This window comes from Pseudomonas mandelii, from assembly GCF_002251635.1.
GTDB classification, from domain to species: domain Bacteria; phylum Pseudomonadota; class Gammaproteobacteria; order Pseudomonadales; family Pseudomonadaceae; genus Aquipseudomonas; species Aquipseudomonas mandelii_B.
The window spans coordinates 1-22,160 of record NZ_NMOJ01000058.1 but is presented as its reverse complement, the minus strand read 5'-3'; the positions used below and the strand labels follow the sequence as shown (position 1 = coordinate 22,160).

Sequence of the window (22,160 nt, the reverse complement as noted above, 5' to 3'; positions counted from 1 at the left end):
AGCGTCGCGNTCTTCCCGGTACTTTTCACTCAAGTGCTTCGGCGCCTGCCGGTACAAATAAACGCTCAGCGCCAAACCGCTCAATGCGGCAATGGCGGCAAACAGGAAGATCGAAGCAAAGCCAAATCCGGCAGCAATTGCACCGGCCAGCGGTCCGGTGATCCCCAGCGACAAATCGATGAACAGCGAGTAAGCCCCGACCGCAGCACCGCGACTGGAGGCGGGCACCAGGTTGACCGCTTCCACGCCCAGCGCCGGGAACACCAGCGAGAAGCCGAAACCGCTCAATGCCGCACCGGCCAGTGCCAGGTGGGCGTCCGGCGCGAGCCACAGCAGCAGTAGGCCGAAGATTTCCACCGACAGGCAGGCAATCGCCACGCGAAAGCCGCCGATACGGTTGATCAAATTGCCGAACAGCAGGCGTGCACCGATAAAACTGGCGCCGAACAGGCTCAGTGCCCACACCGCGTTGTCCCAATGTTGGGTGGTGTAATACAGCGTGATGAAGGTGGCGATGGTGCCGAATCCGATCGAGCCCAGGGCCAGGCCGCAACCATGGGGCAGCACCCGTCCCAGCACATGCATGAACGGCAGCCGTTCACCGACCACAATCGGTGCGGCGGTTTTTGGCCAGGCCAGTGCCAGGCCGAGGACGGCCAGCAGCACGATGCTCACGCCCATGCTCCACAAACCCAATTGACTGACCAGCAACACGCCCAGCGGCGCGCCGACTGCCAGTGCGCCGTAACTCGCGATGCCGTTCCAGGAGATGACTTTGGCGGTGTTCGCCGCACCGACCCGGCCGATNCCCCAGCCGATGGCGCCCGAGCCCACCAGGCTTTCCGCGCTGCCGAGTACCAGTCGCCCGATCAGCAGGCTGATCAGGCTCAGCATCGGCAGGTTCTGGGTCCAGGCTGAAATCAGCATGAACACGCCGCTCAAACCGCAACCGGCGAGACCGTACATCACTGCGAGTTTGCTGCCCTTGTTGTCGATGATTTTCCCGGCATAAGGGCGGCTCAGCAGCGTGGCCAGGTATTGCACGCTGATCACCAGCCCGGCAATCACTGCGCCATAGCCCAGTTGGCTATGGACATAGCCCGGCAAAACGGCCAGGGGAATGCCGATGTTCAGGTAGCCAATAAAGGTGAACAGCACGATGGAAACGACTTGCAGCGTGACCGCCATGGGGCGCTGGGTNTCAGACATGGGTAAAGGTCCACGGGAAAGCAGGATAGATAGGCTGCTTATGATAGCGGCGCGAGCGGCCGTGGGGCGTGGAAAAGTAAAACTATTTGCCGGTCGGGGGATTATTCAGGGTTTTGCGGGGCAACCAGTTGCGTCGTGACCAGGGCGGCCAGGGCGTTTTCTTCGGTGCCGAAACGGGCGAGCAACGCGGCTTGTTTCTCGGGAGAGAGACGATTCCAGATCTCGATCATCTTCTCGGCGGTGCCGATCAGGACGCTGGCCTGGGTTTCAGAGAAGTCATCAGTCATGGTGTGGAACTCGGGGTTCAGGCGGTGTGGAAAGCGCATGTTAGCGCTTTCCACACGGTCTGGCATTGCAGGTGTTTCAGTCTTCGCTGTCGGCCTGGCGGCGTTCAGTGGCTTCTTTCGGCTCGGGCTGTTGGGCACCGGCTTGTTGCGTGGTTGTCTGCTCAGTTTCGTGCAGGCTTGGGAAGGGGAGATTAGGGATCTCGTGCATGTTTCGCGCTCCTCGCAAAGTCTGTTGATAGATCTGGTAGATCCGCGCTTTTAAAAAGCTTGGGCAGGATACAGCAGGAGAAATGACAAAAAGACTTTTATATCCATTTGTTTCGACGGATGGAGTTGTCTAGACAGGTCTGGAAGAGGGCAACACAAAGCAAATGTGGGAGCGGGCTTGCTCCGATGGCGGCTGCTCGAACACCACACCACTCGGAAATGCCATAAAAAAGGCCCGCATGTTCAACCATGCGGGCCTTTTGCATTTCAGATCAGGGATCAGTGCTTGCTGTCGTCGTTCGACATCGCCAGCAGCTGTTTTTCCTGATTCCAGTCGAAGGGTTCGTCGTTCTGTTCGGCTTCAAAGCGACGTTCTTCCAGTGCCTGGTACAATTCGATTTCATCATCGGGCATGTAATGCAGGCAGTCACCGGCGAAGTACCACAACAGGTCGCGCGGGACCAGGTGGGCGATTTGCGGATAACGGGTGATCACCTGGCTCATCAGGTCCTGGCCCAGGTATTGGCTTTCGATCGGATCGATCGGCAGCAGGGCGCGCAACTCGTCGAAACGCTCCATGAACAAAGTGTGGCTTTCCTCGGGCACCTGTTCGGCTTCGCCGACGGCAACCAGGATGCTGCGCAAGTGGTCGAGCAAGACGAGATGATCGGCAACGACGTTGGACACGAGATAAGTCCTCAAGAGCAAAACGGGCGCAGGAGTATAAAGCTCCTGCGCCCGTTTTTACAGGATCAGCGGACCTTTCCGTCGGCCAGCGCCAGTTCGTCTTTGTCGAAATCATCGACGTCGATGACCTTGCGCCGCGCTACTTCAACATCACGCAGGGACTGCGCCTCACCAGGTTGCAACACCCCCGCCTCCAGCGCTGCATCGATGACATGTTCCCCGGCAGCCGGTTTGACCTGACCGCTTTTGAGCGCCACGTGCAGTTTTTTCTGTAACGGTTGAGCTGCGTTCAAAAGGTTGCAGGCATGTTGCAGGGCACCGACCGCGTCGTCCGCCGATTGCGGGCGGTAGCAACCGCCGAGCAATTCTTCGAGGGTTGGATCGCCCTTGGCGCGGCCGATCACTGCGGCGACTTCGGCGCCGAGTTTGTCCGATGGGCCTTTGTGGCGACGGCCGAACGGGAACACGATAACCCGCAGCAGGCAGCCGAGCACCTTGTTCGGGAAGTTGCTCAGCAGTTCATCCAGCGCACGCTCCGACTCGCCGAGGCTTTCTTCCATGGCCCAGGCGAACAGCGGCTCCAGATGGTCCGGCGAATCCAGGTCGTGATAACGCTTGAGCGCCGCCGACGCCAAATACATATGGCTCAGCACATCGCCCAGGCGCGCCGACAGGCGTTCGCGACGTTTCAATTCACCGCCCAGCAACATCATGCTCAGGTCGGCGAGCAGGGCGAATGCTGCGGCCTGACGGTTCAGCGCGCGGAAGTAACCCTGACTGAGCTTGTCACCCGGCGAATGTTCCAGGTGCCCGAAGCCGAGGTTCAACACCAGCGTGCTGGCGGCGTTGCTCACGGCGAAACCGATGTGCTTGAGCAGCAGGCCATCGAACTCCTTCAGCGCTTGGTCATGGTCTTCACGACCGGCCAGGGCCATTTCCTTGAGCACGAACGGATGGCAGCGAATCGCGCCCTGACCAAAGATCATCAGGTTGCGCGAGAGGATATTCGCGCCTTCCACGGTGATGAAGATCGGCGCGCCTTGCCAGTTGCGCCCCAGGTAGTTGTTCGGGCCCATGATGATGCCCTTGCCGCCGTGTACATCCATGGCGTGGCTGATGCACTCGCGGCCGCGTTCGGTGAGGTGGTATTTGAGGATCGCCGACAGCACCGAGGGTTTCTCCCCCAGGTCCACGGCGTTGGCGGTGAGCATGCGCGCACTGTCCATCAGCCAGGCGTTGCCGCCGATGCGCGCAAGGGCTTCCTGAATACCTTCGAAGGCCGACAGCGGTACGTTGAACTGTTCACGCACCTGGGCATATTGCCCCGTCACCAGGCTGGTGAACTTGGCAGCGCCGGTGCCGACAGCGGGCAGTGAGATCGAGCGGCCCACCGACAGGCAGTTCATCAACATCATCCAGCCCTTGCCGAGCATTTCCTGGCCACCGATGAGGAATTCCAGGGGGATGAACACGTCTTTGCCCGAGTTGGGGCCGTTCATGAAGGCGGCGCCCAGGGGCAGGTGACGGCGGCCGATCTCCACGCCGGGGGTGTCGGTCGGGATCAGCGCCAGGCTGATGCCCAGGTCTTCTTTGTCGCCCAGCAGGTGATCCGGGTCATGGGCCTTGAAGGCCAGGCCGAGCAACGTCGCCACCGGGCCGAGGGTGATGTAGCGTTTTTCCCAGTTCAGGCGCAGGCCGAGGGTTTCCTGGCCTTCCCATTCACCTTTGCAGATCACGCCGGTGTCGGGCATGGCGCCGGCGTCGGAGCCGGCCAGTGGGCCAGTCAGCGCAAAGCACGGGATATCATCGCCACGGGCCAGGCGNGGCAGGTAGTGGTTGCGCTGNTCATCGGTGCCGTAATGCAGCAGCAGTTCGGCCGGGCCCAGGGAGTTGGGCACCATCACGGTGGACGCGAGGTCGCCACTGCGGGTCGCCAGTTTCATTGCAACCTGGGAGTGGGCGTAGGCAGAGAAACCCTTGCCGCCGTATTCCTTGGGAATGATCAGCGCGAAGAAGCCATGGGTCTTGATGTGTGTCCAGGCTTCGGGCGGCAGATCCATGTCTTGCCCGATCTGCCAATCGGTGACCATGGCGCAGAGTTCTTCAGTCGGGCCGTCGATAAAGGCCTGTTCCTCTTCACTGAGCTGCACTTTTGGATAGGACAGCAGTTTGTTCCAGTCNGGGCGACCACTGAACAGTTCGCCGTCCCACCACACGGTGCCGGCATCAATCGCGTCGCGCTCGGTCTCGGACATCGGCGGCAGGACTTTCTGAAACCAGCTGAACAGCGGCTTGGTGAAGTATTGGCGGCGCAGGTCGGGCAGCAACAACGGCGCCGCGACGGCTGCGATCAACACCCAGAAAATCAGCAGCAGCCAGCCTGGCGCGCGGCTGAAGGCACCCATCGCGACGATATAGACAGCGACGATGCACAGGGCGGGCAGGGGGGCGATGAGACGGTGGGCTAAATAAGCTATCCCGACAACCAGAACCAGTATCCACAACAACAGCATATTCAATCCTCCGTGAACCAGGGNAAAACCAACCTTCAGAGCTTAGACGGCATCCGCAAAACAAGGTGGTCGGAGCGAGGTGATTGAATTCGTGGGAAACCATCGATGAGTTTTGTAGGTTGGGTTGGCAACACGCCCGGGAAATCGTTCGTTTCCTACGCGGCTATGCGCCCATGTTTGGCCGAAACGTCGTTATCTCTGTGCTAAAGGTATCGCTAGACTCGTGGCTTCCCCAGGAGATTGTTCTCATGCACGAGTATCTGAGTCCCGGCCGCTTCATCGATAGTGACCACCCTGCGGTGGTGGAGTTCGCCGAAAAACACCGTGGTCCCAGTGCGGATCCGCTTGAGCAGGCGATCAAGCTCTATTACGCGGTGCGCGAAGCCGTGCGCTACAACCCCTACACCTTCAGTCGCGACCCGGATACGTTGTGCGGCAGTTATGCACTGGCAGCCGGAGAGAGTTATTGCGTGCCCAAGGCCACGCTTCTGGCCGGAGCAGCCCGACATTGCGGTATACCGGCGCGCATCGGTCTGGCGGACGTGCGCAATCACCTGTCGACGCCACGCCTGATCGCGTTGCTCAAAAGNGATGTGTTCGCCATGCATGGTTATACGGAGCTGTATCTGAACGGTCGCTGGGTCAAGGCGACGCCTGCCTTTAACCAAAAACTCTGCGAACTGTTCAATGTGGCGCCGCTGGAGTTCGACGGCATCCACGACAGTGTTTTTCATCCCTTCAACCGCGACGGCGAGCCGCTGATGGAGTATCTGGTGGACCACGGCCAGTTCACTGACGTGCCCGAAACGTTCTTTTTCGAGCACCTGGAAAAGTGCTACCCGCATCTGTTCAGCGACACTTTGCCAGCATTGCTGGGTGACATGCAGAGTGATTTGAGCCGCGCCTGATCCGGCGTATGCTGCCTGCGCATTCATCCATAAAGAGGCGGTCATGCTGAAGATCTGGGGTCGGAAAAATTCGTCGAATGTCAGAAAGCCATTGTGGGCCGCCGAGGAGCTGGGCCTGGCCTATGAAGCCATCGATGCGGGCGGCGCCTTTGGTGTAGTCGACACGCCGCAGTACCGTGCGATGAACCCCAACGGCCGTGTGCCGGTGATCGAAGACGACGGCTTCGTGCTATGGGAATCGAACGCCATCGTGCGTTACCTGATGGCCAGTCGCGCCGATGGTACGGCCTGGTATCCGGCGGATCTGAAGGCCCGCGCCGCTGCTGACAAGTGGATGGACTGGACCACCTCCAGTTTTGCCGGCCCGTTCCGCACGGTGTTCTGGGGCGTGTTACGCACACCTGAAGACAAGCAGGACTGGCCCGCCATCAACGCCGCGATCAAGGAGTGCGATGACCTGCTGACGATGGCGAACCAGGCGTTGGCGGCCATGCCGTATCTGTCCGGCGACGAAATTGGCATGGGCGACATTCCCCTTGGCAGTTTCATTTATGCCTGGTTCGAGATGCCGATCGAGCGCGCACCGCAGCCGCATCTTGAAGCCTGGTATGCGCGACTGAAACAGCGTCCGGCGTATAAAAAAGCCGTTATGACCGCGTTGACTTAATACTCACTATCGACACACTTGACTGTACTTGTGTGGCGGCGACAAGCACCATTGCGCTCGTGCGCCGCGGTTGCATTGCTCGCCGCCCGCCCATAGTTATCCCTTTCTTCCCTTCTTGGTGCGTAANTCCGATATGAGTTCCGCTCTGTCCATCCGGCAGCTAACCAAAACCTACGGCAACGGTTTCCAGGCCCTGAGTGGTATCGATCTGGACGTTGCCGAAGGTGACTTTTTCGCCTTGCTCGGCCCCAACGGTGCCGGCAAATCCACCACCATTGGTATCCTCTCGACCCTGGTCAACAAGACCAGCGGCACGGTGAATATCTTTGGGCATGACCTGGACAAATCCCCGGCGGCGCTCAAACGTTCCATCGGCGTGGTGCCCCAGGAGTTCAACTTCAACCAGTTCGAAAAGACCTTCGACATCGTTGTAACTCAGGCGGGCTACTACGGCATCCCGGCTAAAATCGCCAAGGAACGCGCCGAGCAGTACCTCACTCAGCTGGGCCTGTGGGACAAGCGTGACGTGCCTTCGCGCTCGTTGTCCGGCGGCATGAAGCGCCGCCTGATGATCGCCCGCGCGCTGGTGCATGAGCCGCGCCTGCTGATCCTCGATGAGCCGACCGCGGGCGTGGACATTGAACTGCGTCGATCGATGTGGGCCTTCCTCACCGAGCTGAACGAGAAGGGCATCACCATCATCCTCACCACCCATTATCTGGAAGAGGCTGAGCAACTGTGCCGCAACATCGGCATCATCGACCACGGCACCATCGTCGAGAACACCAGCATGCGTAACCTGCTGGGCCAGTTGCATGTGGAAACCTTCCTGCTNGACCTCAAGAACACGCTGAACGTCGCGCCGCAGTTGCTCGGTTACCCGACCAAGCTGCTCGACAGCCACACCCTCGAAGTCCAGGTCGACAAGGCCATGGGCATCACTGCGCTGTTCACNCAGTTGGCGGCCCAGAACATTGAAGTGCTGAGCCTGCGTAATAAAACCAATCGCCTTGAGGAGTTGTTCGTGTCCCTGGTGGAGAAAAATCTGGCGAAGGTGGCGGTATGAGTTCCGAACTGCAACCCAATATTGTCGCGCTGCAGACCATCGTTTACCGCGAGGTGAAGCGCTTTACCCGGATCTGGCCGCAGACGCTGCTGCCGCCGGCGATCACCATGGTCCTGTACTTCGTGATCTTCGGTAACCTGATCGGCCGCCAGATCGGCGACATGGGTGGCTTCACGTACATGGAGTACATCGTGCCGGGCCTGATCATGATGTCGGTGATCACCAACTCCTACGGCAATGTGGTCTCCAGTTTCTTCGGCAGCAAGTTCCAGCGCTCCATCGAAGAACTGATGGTGTCGCCGGTGTCGCCCCACACCATTCTGATCGGCTACACCCTGGGTGGCGTGCTGCGTGGCTTGATGGTCGGCGTGATCGTGACCTTGCTGTCATTGTTCTTCACCCACCTGCAGGTGCATCACCTTGGGGTCACCCTGCTGGTGGTCGTACTGACGGCGACGATCTTCTCGCTGCTGGGGTTTATCAACGCCGTATTTGCGCGCAATTTCGATGATATTTCGATTATCCCGACGTTCGTGCTGACGCCGCTGACCTATCTGGGCGGGGTGTTCTACTCCATCACCTTGCTGCCGCCGTTCTGGCAGACCGTGTCGCTGGCCAACCCGGTGTTGCACATGGTCAACGCCTTCCGCTACGGCATCCTGGGCGTATCGGATATCAAGATCAGCGTGGCGATCACCTTCATGCTGGTGGCCACCGTGGTGCTGTATGTCGGTTGTGCGCGGTTGCTGGTCAGTGGGCGCGGGATGCGTACCTGAGAAAGACCGCGTCGCCTGCTTCGCGGGCAAGCCCAGACACCACAAAAAAACGGCGTACCTGAGAAAGACCGCGTCGCCTGCTTCGCGGGCAAGCCCAGACACCACAAAAAAACGGCCTCCAACAATGGAGGCCGTTTTGCATTTACCGCATCCGGCGTTGCTTACGTCGCTTCCACTGCCGCCCAACCCACCAGCGCCAATACATCATCACCAGGCAATAGGCGAGGGCGCCCAGCACCAGCCCTGTCACCACTGAACCCAGCAAAAACGGCTGCCACAACGTGGAAAGCTCACCACTGATCCACTCCCAGGTCAGCTCGTCCGGCAAATGCCTGGCCGGCACGTCCATCAACCACGCTCCCGTCTGATAGGTGCAGAAGAACACTGCCGGCATGGTAATCGGGTTGGTCAGCCAGACCAGGCTGACGGCGATGGGCATGTTGCCCCGCACCATGATCGCCAGAATGGCAGCGACCAGCATCTGCAACGGAATCGGGATAAACGCCGCGAACAGGCCCACCGCCATGGCGCGCGCGACGGAGTGNCGATTGAGGTGCCAGAGGTTCGGGTCATGCAGCAGGGTGCCGAGAAANCGTAAGGATTTGTGTTCCCTGATGCTGGTCGGGTCNGGCATGTACCGTTTGAATAAGCGCCGGGGCATAAGGGGTCCAGGTCAGTGCGAGGGGCAAGTATGTCTGGATTCTATGAACCGCCCATTCAGACTTTGTGACAATTAATAACCGTGCGCGTGCAGTCGGGCAGCTATGCCTAGGGTGGGACTCTCAAGGACGGGCATATGCGCACAGGGATGATGGCGCTGGCGTTGGGTCTGCTGGCCCTGCGTTTTTTACCGGTGTTACCGCCGGTCTGGTTATGGATGTTGCTGCCGGTCGTGGGTTTGATGCTGTTGCCGTTTCGGACTTACCCGTTGGCGTTCTGCCTGTTCGGCTTCAGTTGGGCGTGCGCGAGTGCGCAGTGGGCGCTGGATGATCGCTTGCCGCTGAAGCTCGATGGCGAGACTCGTTGGGTCGAAGGCCGGGTGACGGGCCTGCCGCAGAATGCCGAAGGGGTGGTGCGCTTCGAGTTGACCGACAGTCAGTCCCGAAGCACCCGGCTACCCCGGCATCTGCGCCTCGCCTGGTATGACGGACCGCCCGTCAACAGCGGCGAACGGTGGCGGCTGGCGGTCAAGTTGAAGCGTCCTGCCGGGCTGCTCAATCCGCATGCCTTTGACTACGACGCCTGGCTGCTGGCACAACGCATCGGCGCTACCGGGACGGTCAAGGATGGCCAGAGGCTGGCCGCCGCCCAATGGGCCTGGCGCGACAGCCTTCGCCAGCGGTTGCAGGCCGTCGATGCCCAAGGCCGGACAGGGGCGCTGACCGCATTGGTGTTGGGCGACGGCGGCGGGCTGAGTCGCGAGGACTGGCAAGTGCTGCAAGACACCGGCACCGTGCATCTGCTGGTGATTTCCGGGCAGCACATCGGGCTGCTGGCGGGGCTGGTGTATCTGCTGATCGCAGGGTTGGCCCGCTATGGCCTGTGGCCAAGCCGTTTGCCCTGGCTGCCATGGGCCTGCGGACTGGCGTTTGCCGCTGCGCTGGGTTACGGGTTGCTGGCCGGTTTCGAGGTGCCGGTGCGCCGGGCCTGCGTGATGATCGGCCTGGTGCTGTTGTGGCGCCTGCGGTTTCGTCATCTCGGTGCCTGGTGGCCGCTGTTGCTGGCGCTCAACGGCGTTTTACTGCTCGACCCGCTGGCGAGCCTGCAACCGGGTTTCTGGTTGTCGTTCGCGGCGGTGGCGGTGTTGATCTTCACCTTCGGTGGGCGGCTGGGGCCCTGGCGATGGTGGCAAACCTGGACCCGTGCGCAATGGCTGATCGCGATCGGACTGTGCCCATTGCTGTTGATACTCGGCTTGCCGATCAGCGTCAGCGGACCCGTGGCCAATCTGCTGGCGGTGCCCTGGGTCAGCCTGGTGGTATTGCCACCCGCTTTGCTCGGGACGTTGTTATTGCCCGTCCCTTATGTGGGCGAGGGGTTGCTGTGGCTGGCGGGCGGTCTGGTTGACCTGTTGTTCAAGGGGCTGGCATTGATGGCCGGGCGATTGCCCGCCTGGGTGCCGGTCGCGGTGCCGGTGTGGATTTGGGCGCTCGGTACCCTGGGGGCCTTTCTTCTATTGCTGCCCAAAGGTGTGCCGATGCGCCCGTTGGGTTGGCCGCTGCTGCTGTTGCTGGCTTTTCCACCTCGTCCAATGCTTTGCGAAGGCGTCGCCGACGTCTGGCAGTTGGACGTCGGCCAGGGCCTGGCCATCCTGGTGCGCACCCGCCACCACACGTTGCTGTATGACACCGGACCGCGTTTCGGTGATGTCGACCTCGGCGAGCGGGTGGTGCTGCCGCCATTGCGCAAACTGGGCGTAGCCGGGATCGACCTGATGCTCATCAGTCACGCCGACGCCGATCACGCCGGCGGTGCGCGTGCGGTTGCCAACGGATTGCCGGTGACGCAGGTCCTGAGCGGCGATCCCGAGGCGCTGCCAGTCGAATTGCGCGCAGAGGGTTGTGAAAGCGGCCGGCAATGGACCTGGGACGGTGTGGACTTCCGGCTCTGGCAATGGACATCCGCCGGCGACAGCAATCAAAAATCCTGTGTCTTGCAGATCGAAGCCAATGGCGAGCGATTGCTGTTGACCGGTGACATTGATGTTGCTGCCGAGCGGGCATTGCTCGACAGTTCGCTTGCCGTGCCGACAAATTGGCTACAGTCGCCGCACCATGGCAGTCGCAGTTCCTCTTCGATGGCGCTGCTCGCCGCGTTACAACCCGGGGCTGTGCTCATATCCCGTGGCCAGGGCAATTCCTTTGGTCACCCGCATCCCACGGTCATGGCGCGTTATAAAAAGCGCGGGACGGCGATCTACGACTCCGCCACCCACGGTGCCATTCGTCTGCAACTGGGGCGCTTCAAGCCGCCGTGGACGATGCGTCTGGAACGGCGTTTCTGGCGCGATCCGCCACCGTCCGACCCATAACCGCCAGTTATGAAAGCCCGACCGGATGCGACATCACAGTCTTCGGTGCATCCGGCCCCTATGTTAGAGTGGCGCACTTTTTCGAGGGAGCTGTCACTGTGTGGGAATTGGTCAAATCCGGCGGCTGGATGATGTTGCCGATTATTTTGAGTTCCATCGCGGCCATGGCGATCACCGCCGAGCGTCTCTGGACCCTGCGAGCCAGCCGTGTGACCCCGGAGCATTTGCTCGGGCAAGTCTGGGTGTGGATCAAGGACAAGCAGCTTAATAAAGAAAAACTCAAGGAGCTGCGCGCCAACTCACCGTTGGGCGAGATCCTGGCGGCGGGCCTTGCCAACTCCAAACATGGTCGAGAGATCATGAAAGAGTGCATCGAGGAGGCCGCTGCCCGGGTCATCCATGAAATGGAGCGCTATATCAATGCGCTTGGCACCATTGCGGCCATGGCACCGTTGCTCGGCCTGTTGGGTACGGTGCTGGGCATGATCGATATTTTCAGCTCGTTCATGGGGTCGGGCATGACCACTAACGCCGCCGTGCTGGCGGGCGGTATCTCCAAGGCGTTGATTACCACGGCNGCTGGCCTGATGGTCGGTATCCCGGCAGTATTCTTTCACCGATTCCTGCAACGCCGGATCGATGAGCTGGTGGTGGGCATGGAGCAGGAAGCGATCAAACTGGTCGAAGTGGTTCAGGGCGACCGTGATGTGGACCTGGCCGAGGGCAAAGCGTGAAATTCCGCCGCAAACCGCGGGAAACGGTCGACATCAACCTCGCGTCGCTGATCGACGTGGTGTTTATCCTGCTGCTGTTTTTTGTTGTCACCACCACGTTTACCCGTGAAACCCAGTTGCGCGTCGATCTGCCGGAAGCGGTCAGCGGTTCGCCTGCCGAAGACCAGCAGGTCAAGCACCTGGACGTTGCCATCAGTGCCGAAGGTGCGTTCTCGGTGAACAATCAGATATTGCCGAAGAACGACCTCGCGACGCTGATGGAGGCGCTGCAAAAAGAATCCAATGGCGACACCAATCTGCCGCTGTCCATCAGCGCGGATGGCAAGACTCAGCATCAGTCAGTCATCACGGCCATGGACGCTGCGGGCAAGCTGGGTTTCAGCCATCTGCGCATGACCACGGTCGAAGCGGCACCGCCCGCGCCCTGATGGCCATGTCTGATCGCTTGCTCGCCGCGTGGTACCAAGGTCATCCGGCCCTGAAGCTGTTGCAGCCACTGGAGTGGCTGTACCGGCGCGTAGTCATGAACAAGCGCAAGCGCTTTCTGGCGGGTGAGGGCGAGATCTATCAGCCGCCCGTGCCGCTGATCGTGGTCGGCAATATCACCGTCGGTGGCACCGGCAAGACACCGCTGATCCTGTGGATGATCCAGCATTGCCAGCGCAGCGGTTTGCGGGTCGGGGTGGTCAGCCGTGGGTACGGCGCCAAACCGCCGCAATTGCCGTGGCGCGTCGAGGCCGATCAGAGCGCAGAGATTGCCGGCGACGAACCGCTGTTGATCGTCCAGCGCACGGGCGTGCCGTTGATGATCGACCCGGATCGCAGCAGCGCCGTCAAAGCGCTGCTGGCGAGTGAGCCGCTGGATCTGATCCTCTCTGATGACGGCATGCAACATTACCGGCTGGCCCGGGACCTGGAACTGGTGTTGATCGACGCCGCCCGCGGCCTGGGCAACAAACGCTGCCTGCCGGCCGGTCCCTTGCGTGAACCGGTCGAACGCCTGCAAAGCGTCGACGCCGTGCTATACAACGGCGCCACCAATGATCGCGACGACGGTTTTGCCTTCCAGCTGCAACCTACCGAACTGGTCAACCTGCACAGCGGTGAGCGTCGTCCCCTCGACCACTTCCCTGCAGGCCAGGCGCTGCACGCCGTGGCCGGGATCGGTAATCCGCAACGTTTCTTCACGACCCTCGAAACGCTACACTGGCAGCCAGTGCCGCATGCGTTTGCCGACCACGCCGAGTACAGCGTGCAGGCCTTGAATTTCACACCGTCATTACCATTGGTGATGACCGAAAAGGACGCGGTGAAGTGCCGTGCCTTCGCCGCCGTCGATTGGTGGTACCTGGCGGTCGATGCTGCGCCATCACCGGCCTTCGTGGCCTGGTTCGATACGCAGCTGATGCGCCTGTTGCCGGATCGTCTTCTGCCTTAACTCCGTTCTAATCCAGGAAATACTCATGGACACCAAACTGCTCGACATCCTCGCTTGCCCGATCTGCAAAGGCCCGCTCAAGCTCAGCGCCGACAAAACCGAGCTGATCAGCAAGGGTGCTGGCCTGGCTTACCCGATCCGTGATGGCATCCCGGTAATGCTCGAAAGCGAAGCCCGCACCCTGACCACCGATGAGCGCCTGGATAAATGACCACAGCCTTTACCGTCGTCATTCCTTCACGNTATGCCTCCACCCGTCTGCCGGGCAAACCGCTGCTGCTGATCGCCGGCAAGCCGATGATCCAGCACGTCTGGGAGCAGGCGAGCAAAAGCAGTGCCGAGCGTGTGGTGGTCGCCACTGACGACGCGCGCATCGTTGAAGCGTGCAAGGCGTTTGGCGCCGAAGTGGTGCTGACCCGCGAAGATCACAATTCCGGTACCGATCGCCTGGCCGAAGTCGCCGCGAAACTGGGCCTGGCCGCCGACGCCATCGTGGTCAACGTGCAAGGTGACGAGCCCTTGATCCCGCCGAGCGTGATCGATCAGGTCGCCGCGAACCTGGCTGCCCATGGCGAGGCGCGCATGGCGACCCTGGCCGAGCCGATCGAAGACGTCGAAACCCTGTTCAACCCTAATGTGGTCAAGGTCGTCAGCGATCTCAATGGCCTGGCGCTGACATTTAGTCGCGCCACATTGCCGTGGGCGCGAGACGCCTTCGCCAGGAACCCTGACGTATTGCCGGAAGGCGTGCCGTATCGCCGCCATATCGGCATCTATGCCTATCGCGCCGGTTTCCTGCATGACTTCGTCAGCTGGGGCCCGTGCTGGCTGGAAAACACCGAGTCCCTGGAACAACTGCGTGCCCTGTGGCATGGCGTGCGGATTCACGTCGCCGATGCGCTGATCGCGCCGCCCACCGGCGTCGACACCGTCGAAGACCTCGAGCGCGTCCGTCGCCTGCTGGAGGCCTGATGCGCGTTCTGTTCGTGTGCCTGGGTAACATCTGCCGCTCGCCAACGGCCGAAGGTGTGCTGCGGCATAAATTGCGCGAGGCGGGGCTGGCCGATCACATCGAAGTTGCCTCCGCCGGCACCGGTGACTGGCATGTCGGCAAGGCGCCGGACAAACGCAGCCAGGCTGCGGCCAAACTGCGCGGTTACGACCTGTCCGCCCAACGCGCCCAGCAAGTGACCCGCGCCGATTTTTCCGCCTACGACCTGATTCTGGCGATGGACAACAGCAATCTGCGCCACCTCAAGGCCCTGCAACCGGCCAAGGGCAAGGCCGAGCTGGATCTGTTTTTGCGTCGCTACCAGTCGGAACTCGATGAAGTGCCGGATCCGTATTACGACGGCGACCAAGGCTTCGAGCAGGTGCTGGACCTGATCGAGCGAGCCNGTGATTTNNTGGTGATCGAATTGAAGGGGCGGTTATGAGTTTGCAGGTTCAACCCCAGGTTTCGCTCAAGCCGTTCAATACGTTTGGTGTCGACGTTCAGGCCCGGTTGTTTGCCGAGGCCCACAACGACGCCGATGTGCGTGAAGCCCTGGCGTATGCGTCGGCCCATGACGTGCCGTTGCTGGTGATCGGTGGCGGCAGCAACTTGCTGCTGACGGCTGATGTCCAGGCACTTGTGCTGCGCATGGCGACGCGCGGGATTCGGATCCTGAGCGATGATGGCAGCAAGGTCGTGATCGAAGCCGAGGCCGGTGAGCCTTGGCATCCGTTCGTGCAGCACACCCTGGCGCAGGGTTTGTCGGGCCTGGAGAACCTCAGCCTGATCCCCGGCACGGTTGGTGCGGCGCCGATGCAGAACATCGGCGCCTATGGCGTCGAGATCAAGGACGTGTTCGCCGGCCTGACCGCGCTGGATCGCCAGACCGGCGAGCTGCGGGATTTCACCCTGGAAGACTGCAACTTCGCCTACCGTGACAGCCTGTTCAAGCAGGAGTCGGGGCGCTGGTTGATCCTGCGCGTGCGTTTCACCCTGGACCGCGCCGCACACCTGCACCTGGAATACGGCCCGGTTCGCCAGCGTCTGACCGATCAGGGCATCGATCACCCGACTGCCACCGACGTCAGCCAGGCGATCTGCAGCATTCGTAGCGAAAAACTCCCGGACCCGGCAGTGCTGGGCAATGCCGGCAGCTTCTTCAAGAATCCTCTGGTGCCGGCCGCGCTGGTCGCACAGCTGAAAAGCCAATACCCGGACCTGGTGGCCTACGCGCAACCTGATGGGCAGATGAAACTGGCGGCCGGCTGGTTGATCGAGCNGGCTGGCTGGAAAGGCTTTCGTGACGGCGATGCCGGCGTGCATAAGTTACAGGCGCTGGTGCTGGTCAACTACGGCAGCGCCACCGGCCTGCAATTGCTGCACCTGGCGCAGCACATCCAGAAAGACATTTTGGAACGTTTCAACGTCGACCTGGAAATGGAGCCGAATCAGTATTGAAGCTACGCTTTAATGACTGATCTCAAAGCCCTGCACACCTTCAACTGTGCAGGGCTTTTTTGTTAATGCTGGGTTAACTTAGCCACCTAACGATGCAAGCATTTGCTCCACCAAAGGCCCGATGCAGACGTTGCCGTCCGCGTAAGAGAGCCTCTTAGCCTGAGCCGATCTGCGTGATGCCAACCGCCAACCCTCGGCGGCAGATTGCTCGACCCCATAACCCTATAAATATGCGGGCGTGCCCATGATTACCCTGAAGCTCAATGGTCAAGACCATCAACTCGATGTCACAGAGGATATGCCGCTGCTCTGGGCAATCCGCGACGTGGCCGGTTACAACGGCACCAAATTCGGCTGCGGCATGGGCCTGTGCGGTGCCTGCACCATTCATATCGAAGGCGCTCCGGCGCGCAGTTGCATCACGCCGATCGGCGCGGTGGTCGGCCAGAACGTCACCACCATCGATAACCTGCACGCCGATCCGGTCGGGCAAGTCGTGCAACAAGCGTGGCTCGACAGCGCCGTGGCCCAGTGCGGTTTCTGCCAGGGCGGGCAGATCATGTCCGCGACGGCGCTGCTCAAGACCAACCCGAACCCCAGCGACGCACAGATCGAAGAGGCGATGGTCGGCAATATTTGCCGGTGCGGCACCTACAACCGCATCAAGACTGCCATCCGCCAGGCATCCACTCACCTGAAGGAGGCCAAGGCATGAGCCGGTTACCGAATGATTTTGCGCTGAGCAACCTCAGCCGCCGTGGCTTCCTTAAAGGTGTCGGTGCGACCAGTGCGCTGGTTCTGGTAGCGAGCTGGGGTTGGCAAGACGCTTTCGCCGAAGAAAAAGAGAAAAAATTCGGCGCAGACGGCATGCCCAATGGCTGGATCGATGATCCCAAGGTTTACATCAGCATTGCCGCTGACGGCATGGTGACCGTGGTCTGCAACCGTTCGGAAATGGGCCAGGGTGTGCGCACCAGCCTGACCATGGTGGTCGCCGATGAACTGGATGCCGACTGGGCCATGATGAAAGTGCAGCAGGCGCCGGGCGACGAAATTCGCTTCGGCAACCAGGACACCGACGGTTCGCGCAGCATGCGTCACTGGTACGAGCCGATGCGCCGTTGCGGCGCTGCCGCTCGGACCATGCTTGAACAAGCGGCTGCCGCGCAGTGGAAAGTGCCGGTCAGCGAGTGCCATGCGCAACTGCATAAAGTGGTGCACCAGCCGACCGGTCGTGAACTGGGCTATGGCGCCCTGGCCGCCGCGGCAGGTGCGCTGGCAGTGCCGGCCCGTGACAGCCTGCGGCTCAAGCAGCCATCGGAATTTCGCTACATCGGCAAGGAAGGCACCAAGGCGATCGACGGTGCCGACATCGTCAATGGCCGCGCCATTTACGGTGCCGACGTGCATTTCGACGGCATGCTTTACGCCGTGATTGCGCGTCCGGCGGTCTATGGCGGCACGGTCAAATCCGTTGACTCCAGCGCCGCGCTGAAAGTCCCGGGCGTGATCAAGGTGATTCAGATCGAAGGCCGTCCGCTGCCATCCGAGTTCCAGCCGCTAGGTGGCGTGGCCGTGGTGGCCAGCAATACCTGGGCTGCGATCAAAGGCCGCGAAGCGCTGAAAATCGAGTGGGATGACGGCCCCAACGCCAGTTATGACTCGATCGCCTACCGCAAAGAGCTGGAAGCCGCGTCCCTCAAACCCGGCAAGGTGGTGCGCAACACCGGCAACATCGACGACGCCATGAAAGGCGCCAACAGCATCCTCGAGGCCTCGTATTACCTGCCGCACCTGGCGCAGGCGCCGATGGAGCCGATGGTCGCCATCGCCCGGTTCAAGGACGGGGTGTGCGAGGCCTGGGCTCCGAGCCAGGCGCCCCAAGTCACCCGGGAACGGATTGGCGAACGCCTCGGCATTCCGTTCGATAAGGTCACGTTCAATGTCACCTTGCTGGGCGGCGGTTTCGGTCGCAAATCCAAGCCGGACTTCATCATCGAAGCGGCGATCCTCGCCAAGGAATTCCCCGGCAAGGCCGTGCGGGTGCAATGGACCCGTGAAGACGACATCCACTGCTCCTACTTCCACACCGTGTCGGCCGAATACCTTAAGGCCAGCCTGGGCAAGGACGGCCTGCCCTCCGGTTGGCTGCACCGCACCGTGGCCCCGAGCATCACCGCGTTGTTCGCCCCGGGCATGAACCACGAGGCGGCTTTCGAGCTGGGCATGGGCTTTACCAACATGGCCTACGCGATCCCCAATGTGCGCCTGGAAAACCCGGAAGCGGCGATTCATACGCGGGTCGGCTGGTATCGCTCGGTGTCGAACATCCCCCATGGGTTTGCGATCCAGAGCTTTGTCGACGAGCTGGCTCACAAGGCCAAACAGGATCCACTCAAGTACCAGATCAAACTGCTCGGCCCGGACCGTCAGATCGATCCGCGTACCTTGAGTGAAGAGTGGAACTACGGCGAATCCCCCGAGCGTTATCCGATCGACACCGGGCGGATGCGCACAGTGCTGGAAACGGCCGCCAAGGCCGCCGGTTGGGGACGCGAGCTGCCCAAGGGCCGAGGCCTGGGCCTGGCGGTGCATTACAGCTTCGTCACCTATGTGGCGGCGGTGATCGAGGTCGAAGTCAAAGACGACGGCACGTTGATCGTGCACAAGGCCGACATCGCGGTGGATTGCGGTCCGCAGATCAACCCCGAGCGGATTCGCGCTCAGTTCGAAGGCGCTTGCGTCATGGGCCTGGGCAATGCCGTGGTCGGGGAAATCAGCTTCAAGGACGGCAAGGTGCAGCAAGACAACTTCCACATGTACGAAGTGGCACGCATGTCACTGGCGCCGAAGGAAGTGGCGGTGCATCTGGTCACGCCTCCGGGCAATGTGCCGTTGGGCGGGGTCGGTGAGCCAGGCGTACCGCCGATTGCGCCGGCGCTGTGCAACGCGATCTTCGCTGCCACTGGCCAGCGCATCCGCAACTTGCCGGTTCGTTATCAGCTGCAAGGTTGGCAGAAGGCGCAGGCCTGATGGACAGCGCGGATCTGAATGTCCTGCGCAGCGTGCTGGAATGGCGCCGCGCCGGGCAGCGAGTAGTGTTGTACAGCGTGGTCCAGACCTGGGGCAGTGCGCCNCGGGCACCTGGCGCGATGCTGGCGTTGCGTGAAGATGGCGTGGTGATCGGCTCGGTGTCCGGTGGGTGTGTCGAGGATGATTTAATTGCCCGGCTGCACGATGGGCGGATTCCACCTGACGGACCGCCGGTGCAGTTGATCACCTACGGCGTCACCCGAGAGGAGGCCGCACGGTTTGGTTTGCCGTGCGGCGGCACGTTGCGCCTGACCGAAGAGCGGGTCGGCGATCCAGGTTGGGTCGCCGATTTGCTGGCACGCTGCGAGGCCCATGAAATCGTGGCTCGCTCGCTGGATATTGCGAGCGGTGAAGTGGTTTTGCTGGCGGCGAACAAAAGCGATGTGCTGAGCTTTGACGGCCACACCCTTCGCGCCATCTACGGTCCGCGTTGGCGGCTGTTGCTGATCGGTGCGGGGCAACTGTCCCGGTATGTCGCCGAGATGGCGCGGCTGCTGGATTTCGAAGTGCTGATCTGCGATCCGCGCAGCGAGTTTGTCTACGGTTGGGAAGAGCAGCACGGCCGTTTCGTCTCGGGCATGCCGGATGAAGCGGTGCTGAACATCCAGACCGACGAACGCACGGCCATCGTCGCCCTGACCCATGATCCGCGTCTGGATGATATGGCGCTGCTGACCGCTCTGGATTCCAGGGCTTTTTATGTCGGTGCCCTCGGCTCGCGAGTCAACAGCCTGAAACGTCGGGAAAACCTCGCTCAGCTAGGCTTGTCATCACAGGCCATCGAGCGGTTGCACGGCCCGATCGGTTTGCACATCGGCAGCCACAGTCCCGCGGAAATCGCCTTGTCGCTGCTGGCCGAGATTGTGGCGATCAAGAACGGCGTCGAACTCAAGCAGAAGAAGCCGTTGCAGGAGGTTGTATGAGTGATCCCATCGGCGTCATCGTGCTGGCGGCGGGGCAGGGCAGTCGTTTCAGGCTGGTGGCGGGGGAGGACAAGGACAAACTGCTGGCGGACTGTGCCGGTCGCGATGGCGCTGTTCGTTCGGTAATCGAGCAGGTGCTGCTGAGTTTGCCGATCAGTCTTGGGAAGCGCGTGCTGGTGACCACCGAAGATCGTCCGCAAGTGATTCGCATGGCTCAGGCGTATGGCTTCGAGATTGTAGTGATCGAGTCGACCGGGATGGGTGACAGCATTGCGGCTGGGGTGGCGGCGTGTCCAGACCTCAATGGCTGGTTGATTGTACTGGGGGATATGCCGTTTATCTTGCCGTCGAGTGTTGAGCGGGTGGTGGCGGGGATGGCGGACGATTGCGTCAGCGTGCCGGTGCATGCGGGTGAGTATGGGCATCCGGTCGGGTTCGGGCGCAGCTTTGCGCCGGGGTTGATGGCGTTATCGGGTGATCATGGGGCCAAACCGTTGTTTGCGCAGGGCAGGGTGGTCGAGGTGGCGGTGGATGATGCCGGGGTGTTGTGGGATGCAGATGTGCCAGAGAAACTGATCTTCCAGTAGCCTCGAGAAAAGCCCTGCAAGCGTAAACCTGCAGGGCTTCTCGGTCAGGCTGACCATCTCATTAAGCCCCGCCTGGATCACCAGACGGGGCTTTTTAGTGGCCGATGGAATCAGACGAGGGGTTTAGGCTCGTGTTCTTTTTCCAGGGCTTGTTCGTGTTGCTCGACCGCTTCCTGTACGGAGCGCGGTGCTTCTTCGATGACCGACTCGGCAGCAGGTGCCGCTTCGATCACTTCAGCCACAACCGGTGCAGGCTCGTCAGCGACAACCGCTTCAACCGGAGCAGCAGCGGCAGCCAGTTCGGCTTCCTTCTGCAGACGCTCGGCTTCACGCTTGCGACGACGCACTTCACGCGGGTCGTTCGGTGCACGGCCATTTTCGGTCAGGGCGCTGACGGGAGCTGCTTCAACGACCGGTGCGGCCACTTCGGCAACAACCGGCGTCGGTGCTTCAACGACGGGAGCAGGCTCGGCAGCCACAACCACTGGCTCGGAGACCACGGTTTCAGCCGCCTGGACTTCAGCAACCGGTGCAGGTGCTTCAACAGCTACCGGTTCGGCCACCCAGTTGAACGCGGTTTGTTCTTCACGAACTTCGCGGACAGCGTCGGTGACGGTTTCGCTGGAGGTTTCGACCGCTGGTTCGGCAGCAAACACGGGTTCGGCCACTGGAGCGGTTTCAACAACCGGCTCAGCTTCACGAACCGGTGCCACTTCGATTTCCGGAGCCGCAGTGGCTTCCACCGGAGTCGTCGCTTCTACCACAGGCGCTTCGACCGGAGCCGTCTCCAGGGTGGCGGCCGTTGCACGTTCGGCTTGCTCGTTGGCTTGTGCTTCAGCCGGTGCGCTGATCACGGTGCTGGCAACGGCTGCGGTAACAGCCAGGCCGGCGGCCAGATCGGAAGTACTTGGCGCTTCGTTGCTTTCGCCTGCTTCGCTGCCTTCGGCGGATTCGGATTCTTCCGAACCTTCGATCACGTTACCGTTGGCATCNCGCTGACGCTCACGACGGTTGCTGCGACGACGCTGGCCACGGGAGCGGCGGCGTGGACGATCGCCTTCGGCGTTGTCCTGGCCATCTTCCTGCAACTGCTCTTCGTTGGTTACCAGTTCTTCTTCGGCAACCGCGGCAGCGGCTTGCTCGGCACGTGGCTGACGTTCTTCACGCGGTGGGCGTGGAGCGCGTTCTTCACGTGGCTGGCGAGCCGGACGCTCTTCAGCGGTCGCAGCAGTCGCAGCAGCGGCTGGAGCGGTGGCATCCAGAGGTTCGCGCAGTTCACGCACGCGTTCTTCNCGCTCGCCACGTGGCTTGCGATCTTCGCGAGGTGCGCGCGGTGCACGTTCTTCACGAGGGGCGCGTGGAGCACGCTCTTCACGTGGAGCACGCTCTTCGCGGGCGACTACCGGGGTTTCTTCGCGGGCTTCGCGTGGTTGACGCTCTTCACGTGGCTCACGTGGCGCGCGTTCTTCACGCGGTGCACGTTCTTCGCGAGGCTTGCGCTCTTCGTCACGGCGACCGTTGCGGTTACGGCTTTGCTGGCGACCGTTGCGACGTTCTTCGTTACGGGCCGGACGCTCGGCGG

General features: G+C 61.4%; 22 protein-coding genes and 1 pseudogene. 16 read left to right on the top strand and 7 right to left on the bottom strand.

Features of this window, described 5'->3' with window-relative positions:
• The 5 genes from B7L09_RS09040 to B7L09_RS09025 all read right to left on the bottom strand — a co-directional run.
• A partial coding sequence (locus B7L09_RS09040; protein WP_094468530.1) for an MFS transporter occupies positions 1 to 1,209 on the bottom strand: 1,209 nt, incomplete at its 3' end.
• A gap of 101 nt (positions 1,210 to 1,310) precedes the next feature.
• Positions 1,311 to 1,496, bottom strand: coding sequence for a hypothetical protein (locus B7L09_RS09035; RefSeq protein WP_094468531.1), 186 nt, complete (start codon positions 1,494 to 1,496; stop codon positions 1,311 to 1,313).
• A gap of 76 nt (positions 1,497 to 1,572) precedes the next feature.
• Entirely contained in the window at positions 1,573 to 1,704 is a 132-nt protein-coding gene (locus B7L09_RS32345) for a hypothetical protein (protein ID WP_010461912.1), read from the bottom strand.
• 278 nt (positions 1,705 to 1,982) lie between these two features.
• Complete coding sequence (locus B7L09_RS09030; protein ID WP_094468529.1) at positions 1,983 to 2,390, bottom strand: PA2817 family protein; 408 nt, start codon at positions 2,388 to 2,390, stop codon at positions 1,983 to 1,985.
• Positions 2,391 to 2,455: 65 nt separating this feature from the next.
• Entirely contained in the window at positions 2,456 to 4,903 is a 2,448-nt protein-coding gene (locus B7L09_RS09025) for an acyl-CoA dehydrogenase (RefSeq protein ID WP_094468528.1), read from the bottom strand.
• 248 nt (positions 4,904 to 5,151) lie between these two features.
• On the opposite strand from B7L09_RS09025, the gene B7L09_RS09020 reads away from it, so the two are divergent.
• The 4 genes from B7L09_RS09020 to B7L09_RS09005 all read left to right on the top strand — a co-directional run bounded on the left by B7L09_RS09020 (position 5,152) and on the right by B7L09_RS09005 (position 8,320).
• Positions 5,152 to 5,811, top strand: a complete 660-nt coding sequence (locus tag B7L09_RS09020; RefSeq protein ID WP_094468527.1) for a transglutaminase-like domain-containing protein — start codon at positions 5,152 to 5,154, stop codon at positions 5,809 to 5,811.
• A gap of 43 nt (positions 5,812 to 5,854) precedes the next feature.
• A complete protein-coding gene (locus tag B7L09_RS09015) occupies positions 5,855 to 6,478 on the top strand; it encodes a glutathione S-transferase family protein (protein WP_094468526.1) in 624 nt (207 codons plus the stop codon).
• Between the two features lie 133 nt (positions 6,479 to 6,611).
• Complete coding sequence (locus B7L09_RS09010; RefSeq protein WP_094468525.1) at positions 6,612 to 7,544, top strand: ABC transporter ATP-binding protein; 933 nt, start codon at positions 6,612 to 6,614, stop codon at positions 7,542 to 7,544.
• The gene (locus tag B7L09_RS09005) at positions 7,541 to 8,320 is read left to right on the top strand and encodes an ABC transporter permease (RefSeq protein WP_053255281.1); all 780 of its coding nucleotides are present in this window, start codon (positions 7,541 to 7,543) and stop codon (positions 8,318 to 8,320) included. The genes B7L09_RS09010 and B7L09_RS09005 overlap by 4 nt, the downstream gene beginning before the upstream one ends.
• A 142-nt stretch (positions 8,321 to 8,462) precedes the next feature.
• Here the strand turns inward: B7L09_RS09005 and B7L09_RS09000 are convergent, their stop codons facing one another.
• Positions 8,463 to 8,981 carry a DUF2062 domain-containing protein gene (locus B7L09_RS09000; protein WP_094468524.1) on the bottom strand — a complete coding sequence of 173 codons (519 nt, stop codon included), beginning with the start codon at positions 8,979 to 8,981 and terminating at the stop codon, positions 8,463 to 8,465.
• A 135-nt stretch (positions 8,982 to 9,116) separates the two neighbouring features.
• Between B7L09_RS09000 and B7L09_RS08995 the strand changes: the two genes are divergently transcribed.
• The 12 genes from B7L09_RS08995 to B7L09_RS08940 all read left to right on the top strand — a co-directional run bounded on the left by B7L09_RS08995 (position 9,117) and on the right by B7L09_RS08940 (position 20,578).
• Positions 9,117 to 11,351 (top strand): DNA internalization-related competence protein ComEC/Rec2, encoded by a 2,235-nt coding sequence (locus tag B7L09_RS08995; protein ID WP_094468523.1) that lies wholly within the window; start codon positions 9,117 to 9,119, stop codon positions 11,349 to 11,351.
• Positions 11,352 to 11,449: 98 nt separating this feature from the next.
• Positions 11,450 to 12,085 carry a flagellar polar localization protein PocA gene (locus B7L09_RS08990; protein ID WP_176457677.1) on the top strand — a complete coding sequence of 212 codons (636 nt, stop codon included), beginning with the start codon at positions 11,450 to 11,452 and terminating at the stop codon, positions 12,083 to 12,085.
• A complete protein-coding gene (locus B7L09_RS08985) occupies positions 12,082 to 12,513 on the top strand; it encodes a flagellar polar localization protein PocB (protein ID WP_094468521.1) in 432 nt (143 codons plus the stop codon). Before B7L09_RS08990 ends, B7L09_RS08985 begins: the two co-directional genes overlap by 4 nt.
• Positions 12,513 to 13,523, top strand: coding sequence for a tetraacyldisaccharide 4'-kinase (gene lpxK / locus B7L09_RS08980; protein ID WP_094468520.1), 1,011 nt, complete (start codon positions 12,513 to 12,515; stop codon positions 13,521 to 13,523). The genes B7L09_RS08985 and lpxK overlap by 1 nt, the downstream gene beginning before the upstream one ends.
• A gap of 25 nt (positions 13,524 to 13,548) precedes the next feature.
• The gene (locus tag B7L09_RS08975) at positions 13,549 to 13,734 is read left to right on the top strand and encodes a Trm112 family protein (protein WP_003174668.1); all 186 of its coding nucleotides are present in this window, start codon (positions 13,549 to 13,551) and stop codon (positions 13,732 to 13,734) included.
• A complete protein-coding gene (kdsB, locus tag B7L09_RS08970; RefSeq protein ID WP_094468519.1) occupies positions 13,731 to 14,495 on the top strand; it encodes a 3-deoxy-manno-octulosonate cytidylyltransferase in 765 nt (254 codons plus the stop codon). The genes B7L09_RS08975 and kdsB overlap by 4 nt, the downstream gene beginning before the upstream one ends.
• Positions 14,495 to 14,959, top strand: a complete 465-nt coding sequence (locus B7L09_RS08965; protein WP_094468518.1) for a low molecular weight protein-tyrosine-phosphatase — start codon at positions 14,495 to 14,497, stop codon at positions 14,957 to 14,959. Before kdsB ends, B7L09_RS08965 begins: the two co-directional genes overlap by 1 nt.
• Positions 14,956 to 15,975, top strand: coding sequence for a UDP-N-acetylmuramate dehydrogenase (murB, locus tag B7L09_RS08960; RefSeq protein WP_094468517.1), 1,020 nt, complete (start codon positions 14,956 to 14,958; stop codon positions 15,973 to 15,975). Before B7L09_RS08965 ends, murB begins: the two co-directional genes overlap by 4 nt.
• 244 nt (positions 15,976 to 16,219) lie before the next feature.
• Positions 16,220 to 16,690, top strand: coding sequence for a (2Fe-2S)-binding protein (locus B7L09_RS08955; RefSeq protein ID WP_094468516.1), 471 nt, complete (start codon positions 16,220 to 16,222; stop codon positions 16,688 to 16,690).
• Entirely contained in the window at positions 16,687 to 19,008 is a 2,322-nt protein-coding gene (locus B7L09_RS08950; protein ID WP_094468515.1) for a xanthine dehydrogenase family protein molybdopterin-binding subunit, read from the top strand. The genes B7L09_RS08955 and B7L09_RS08950 overlap by 4 nt, the downstream gene beginning before the upstream one ends.
• Positions 19,008 to 19,991, top strand: coding sequence for an XdhC family protein (locus tag B7L09_RS08945; protein ID WP_094468514.1), 984 nt, complete (start codon positions 19,008 to 19,010; stop codon positions 19,989 to 19,991). The genes B7L09_RS08950 and B7L09_RS08945 overlap by 1 nt, the downstream gene beginning before the upstream one ends.
• The gene (locus B7L09_RS08940; RefSeq protein ID WP_094468513.1) at positions 19,988 to 20,578 is read left to right on the top strand and encodes a nucleotidyltransferase family protein; all 591 of its coding nucleotides are present in this window, start codon (positions 19,988 to 19,990) and stop codon (positions 20,576 to 20,578) included. The genes B7L09_RS08945 and B7L09_RS08940 overlap by 4 nt, the downstream gene beginning before the upstream one ends.
• Before the next feature lie 110 nt (positions 20,579 to 20,688).
• Here B7L09_RS08940 and B7L09_RS08935 read toward each other — a convergent pair.
• A pseudogene (locus B7L09_RS08935) lies at positions 20,689 to 22,160 on the bottom strand (ribonuclease E); the annotation flags it as partial.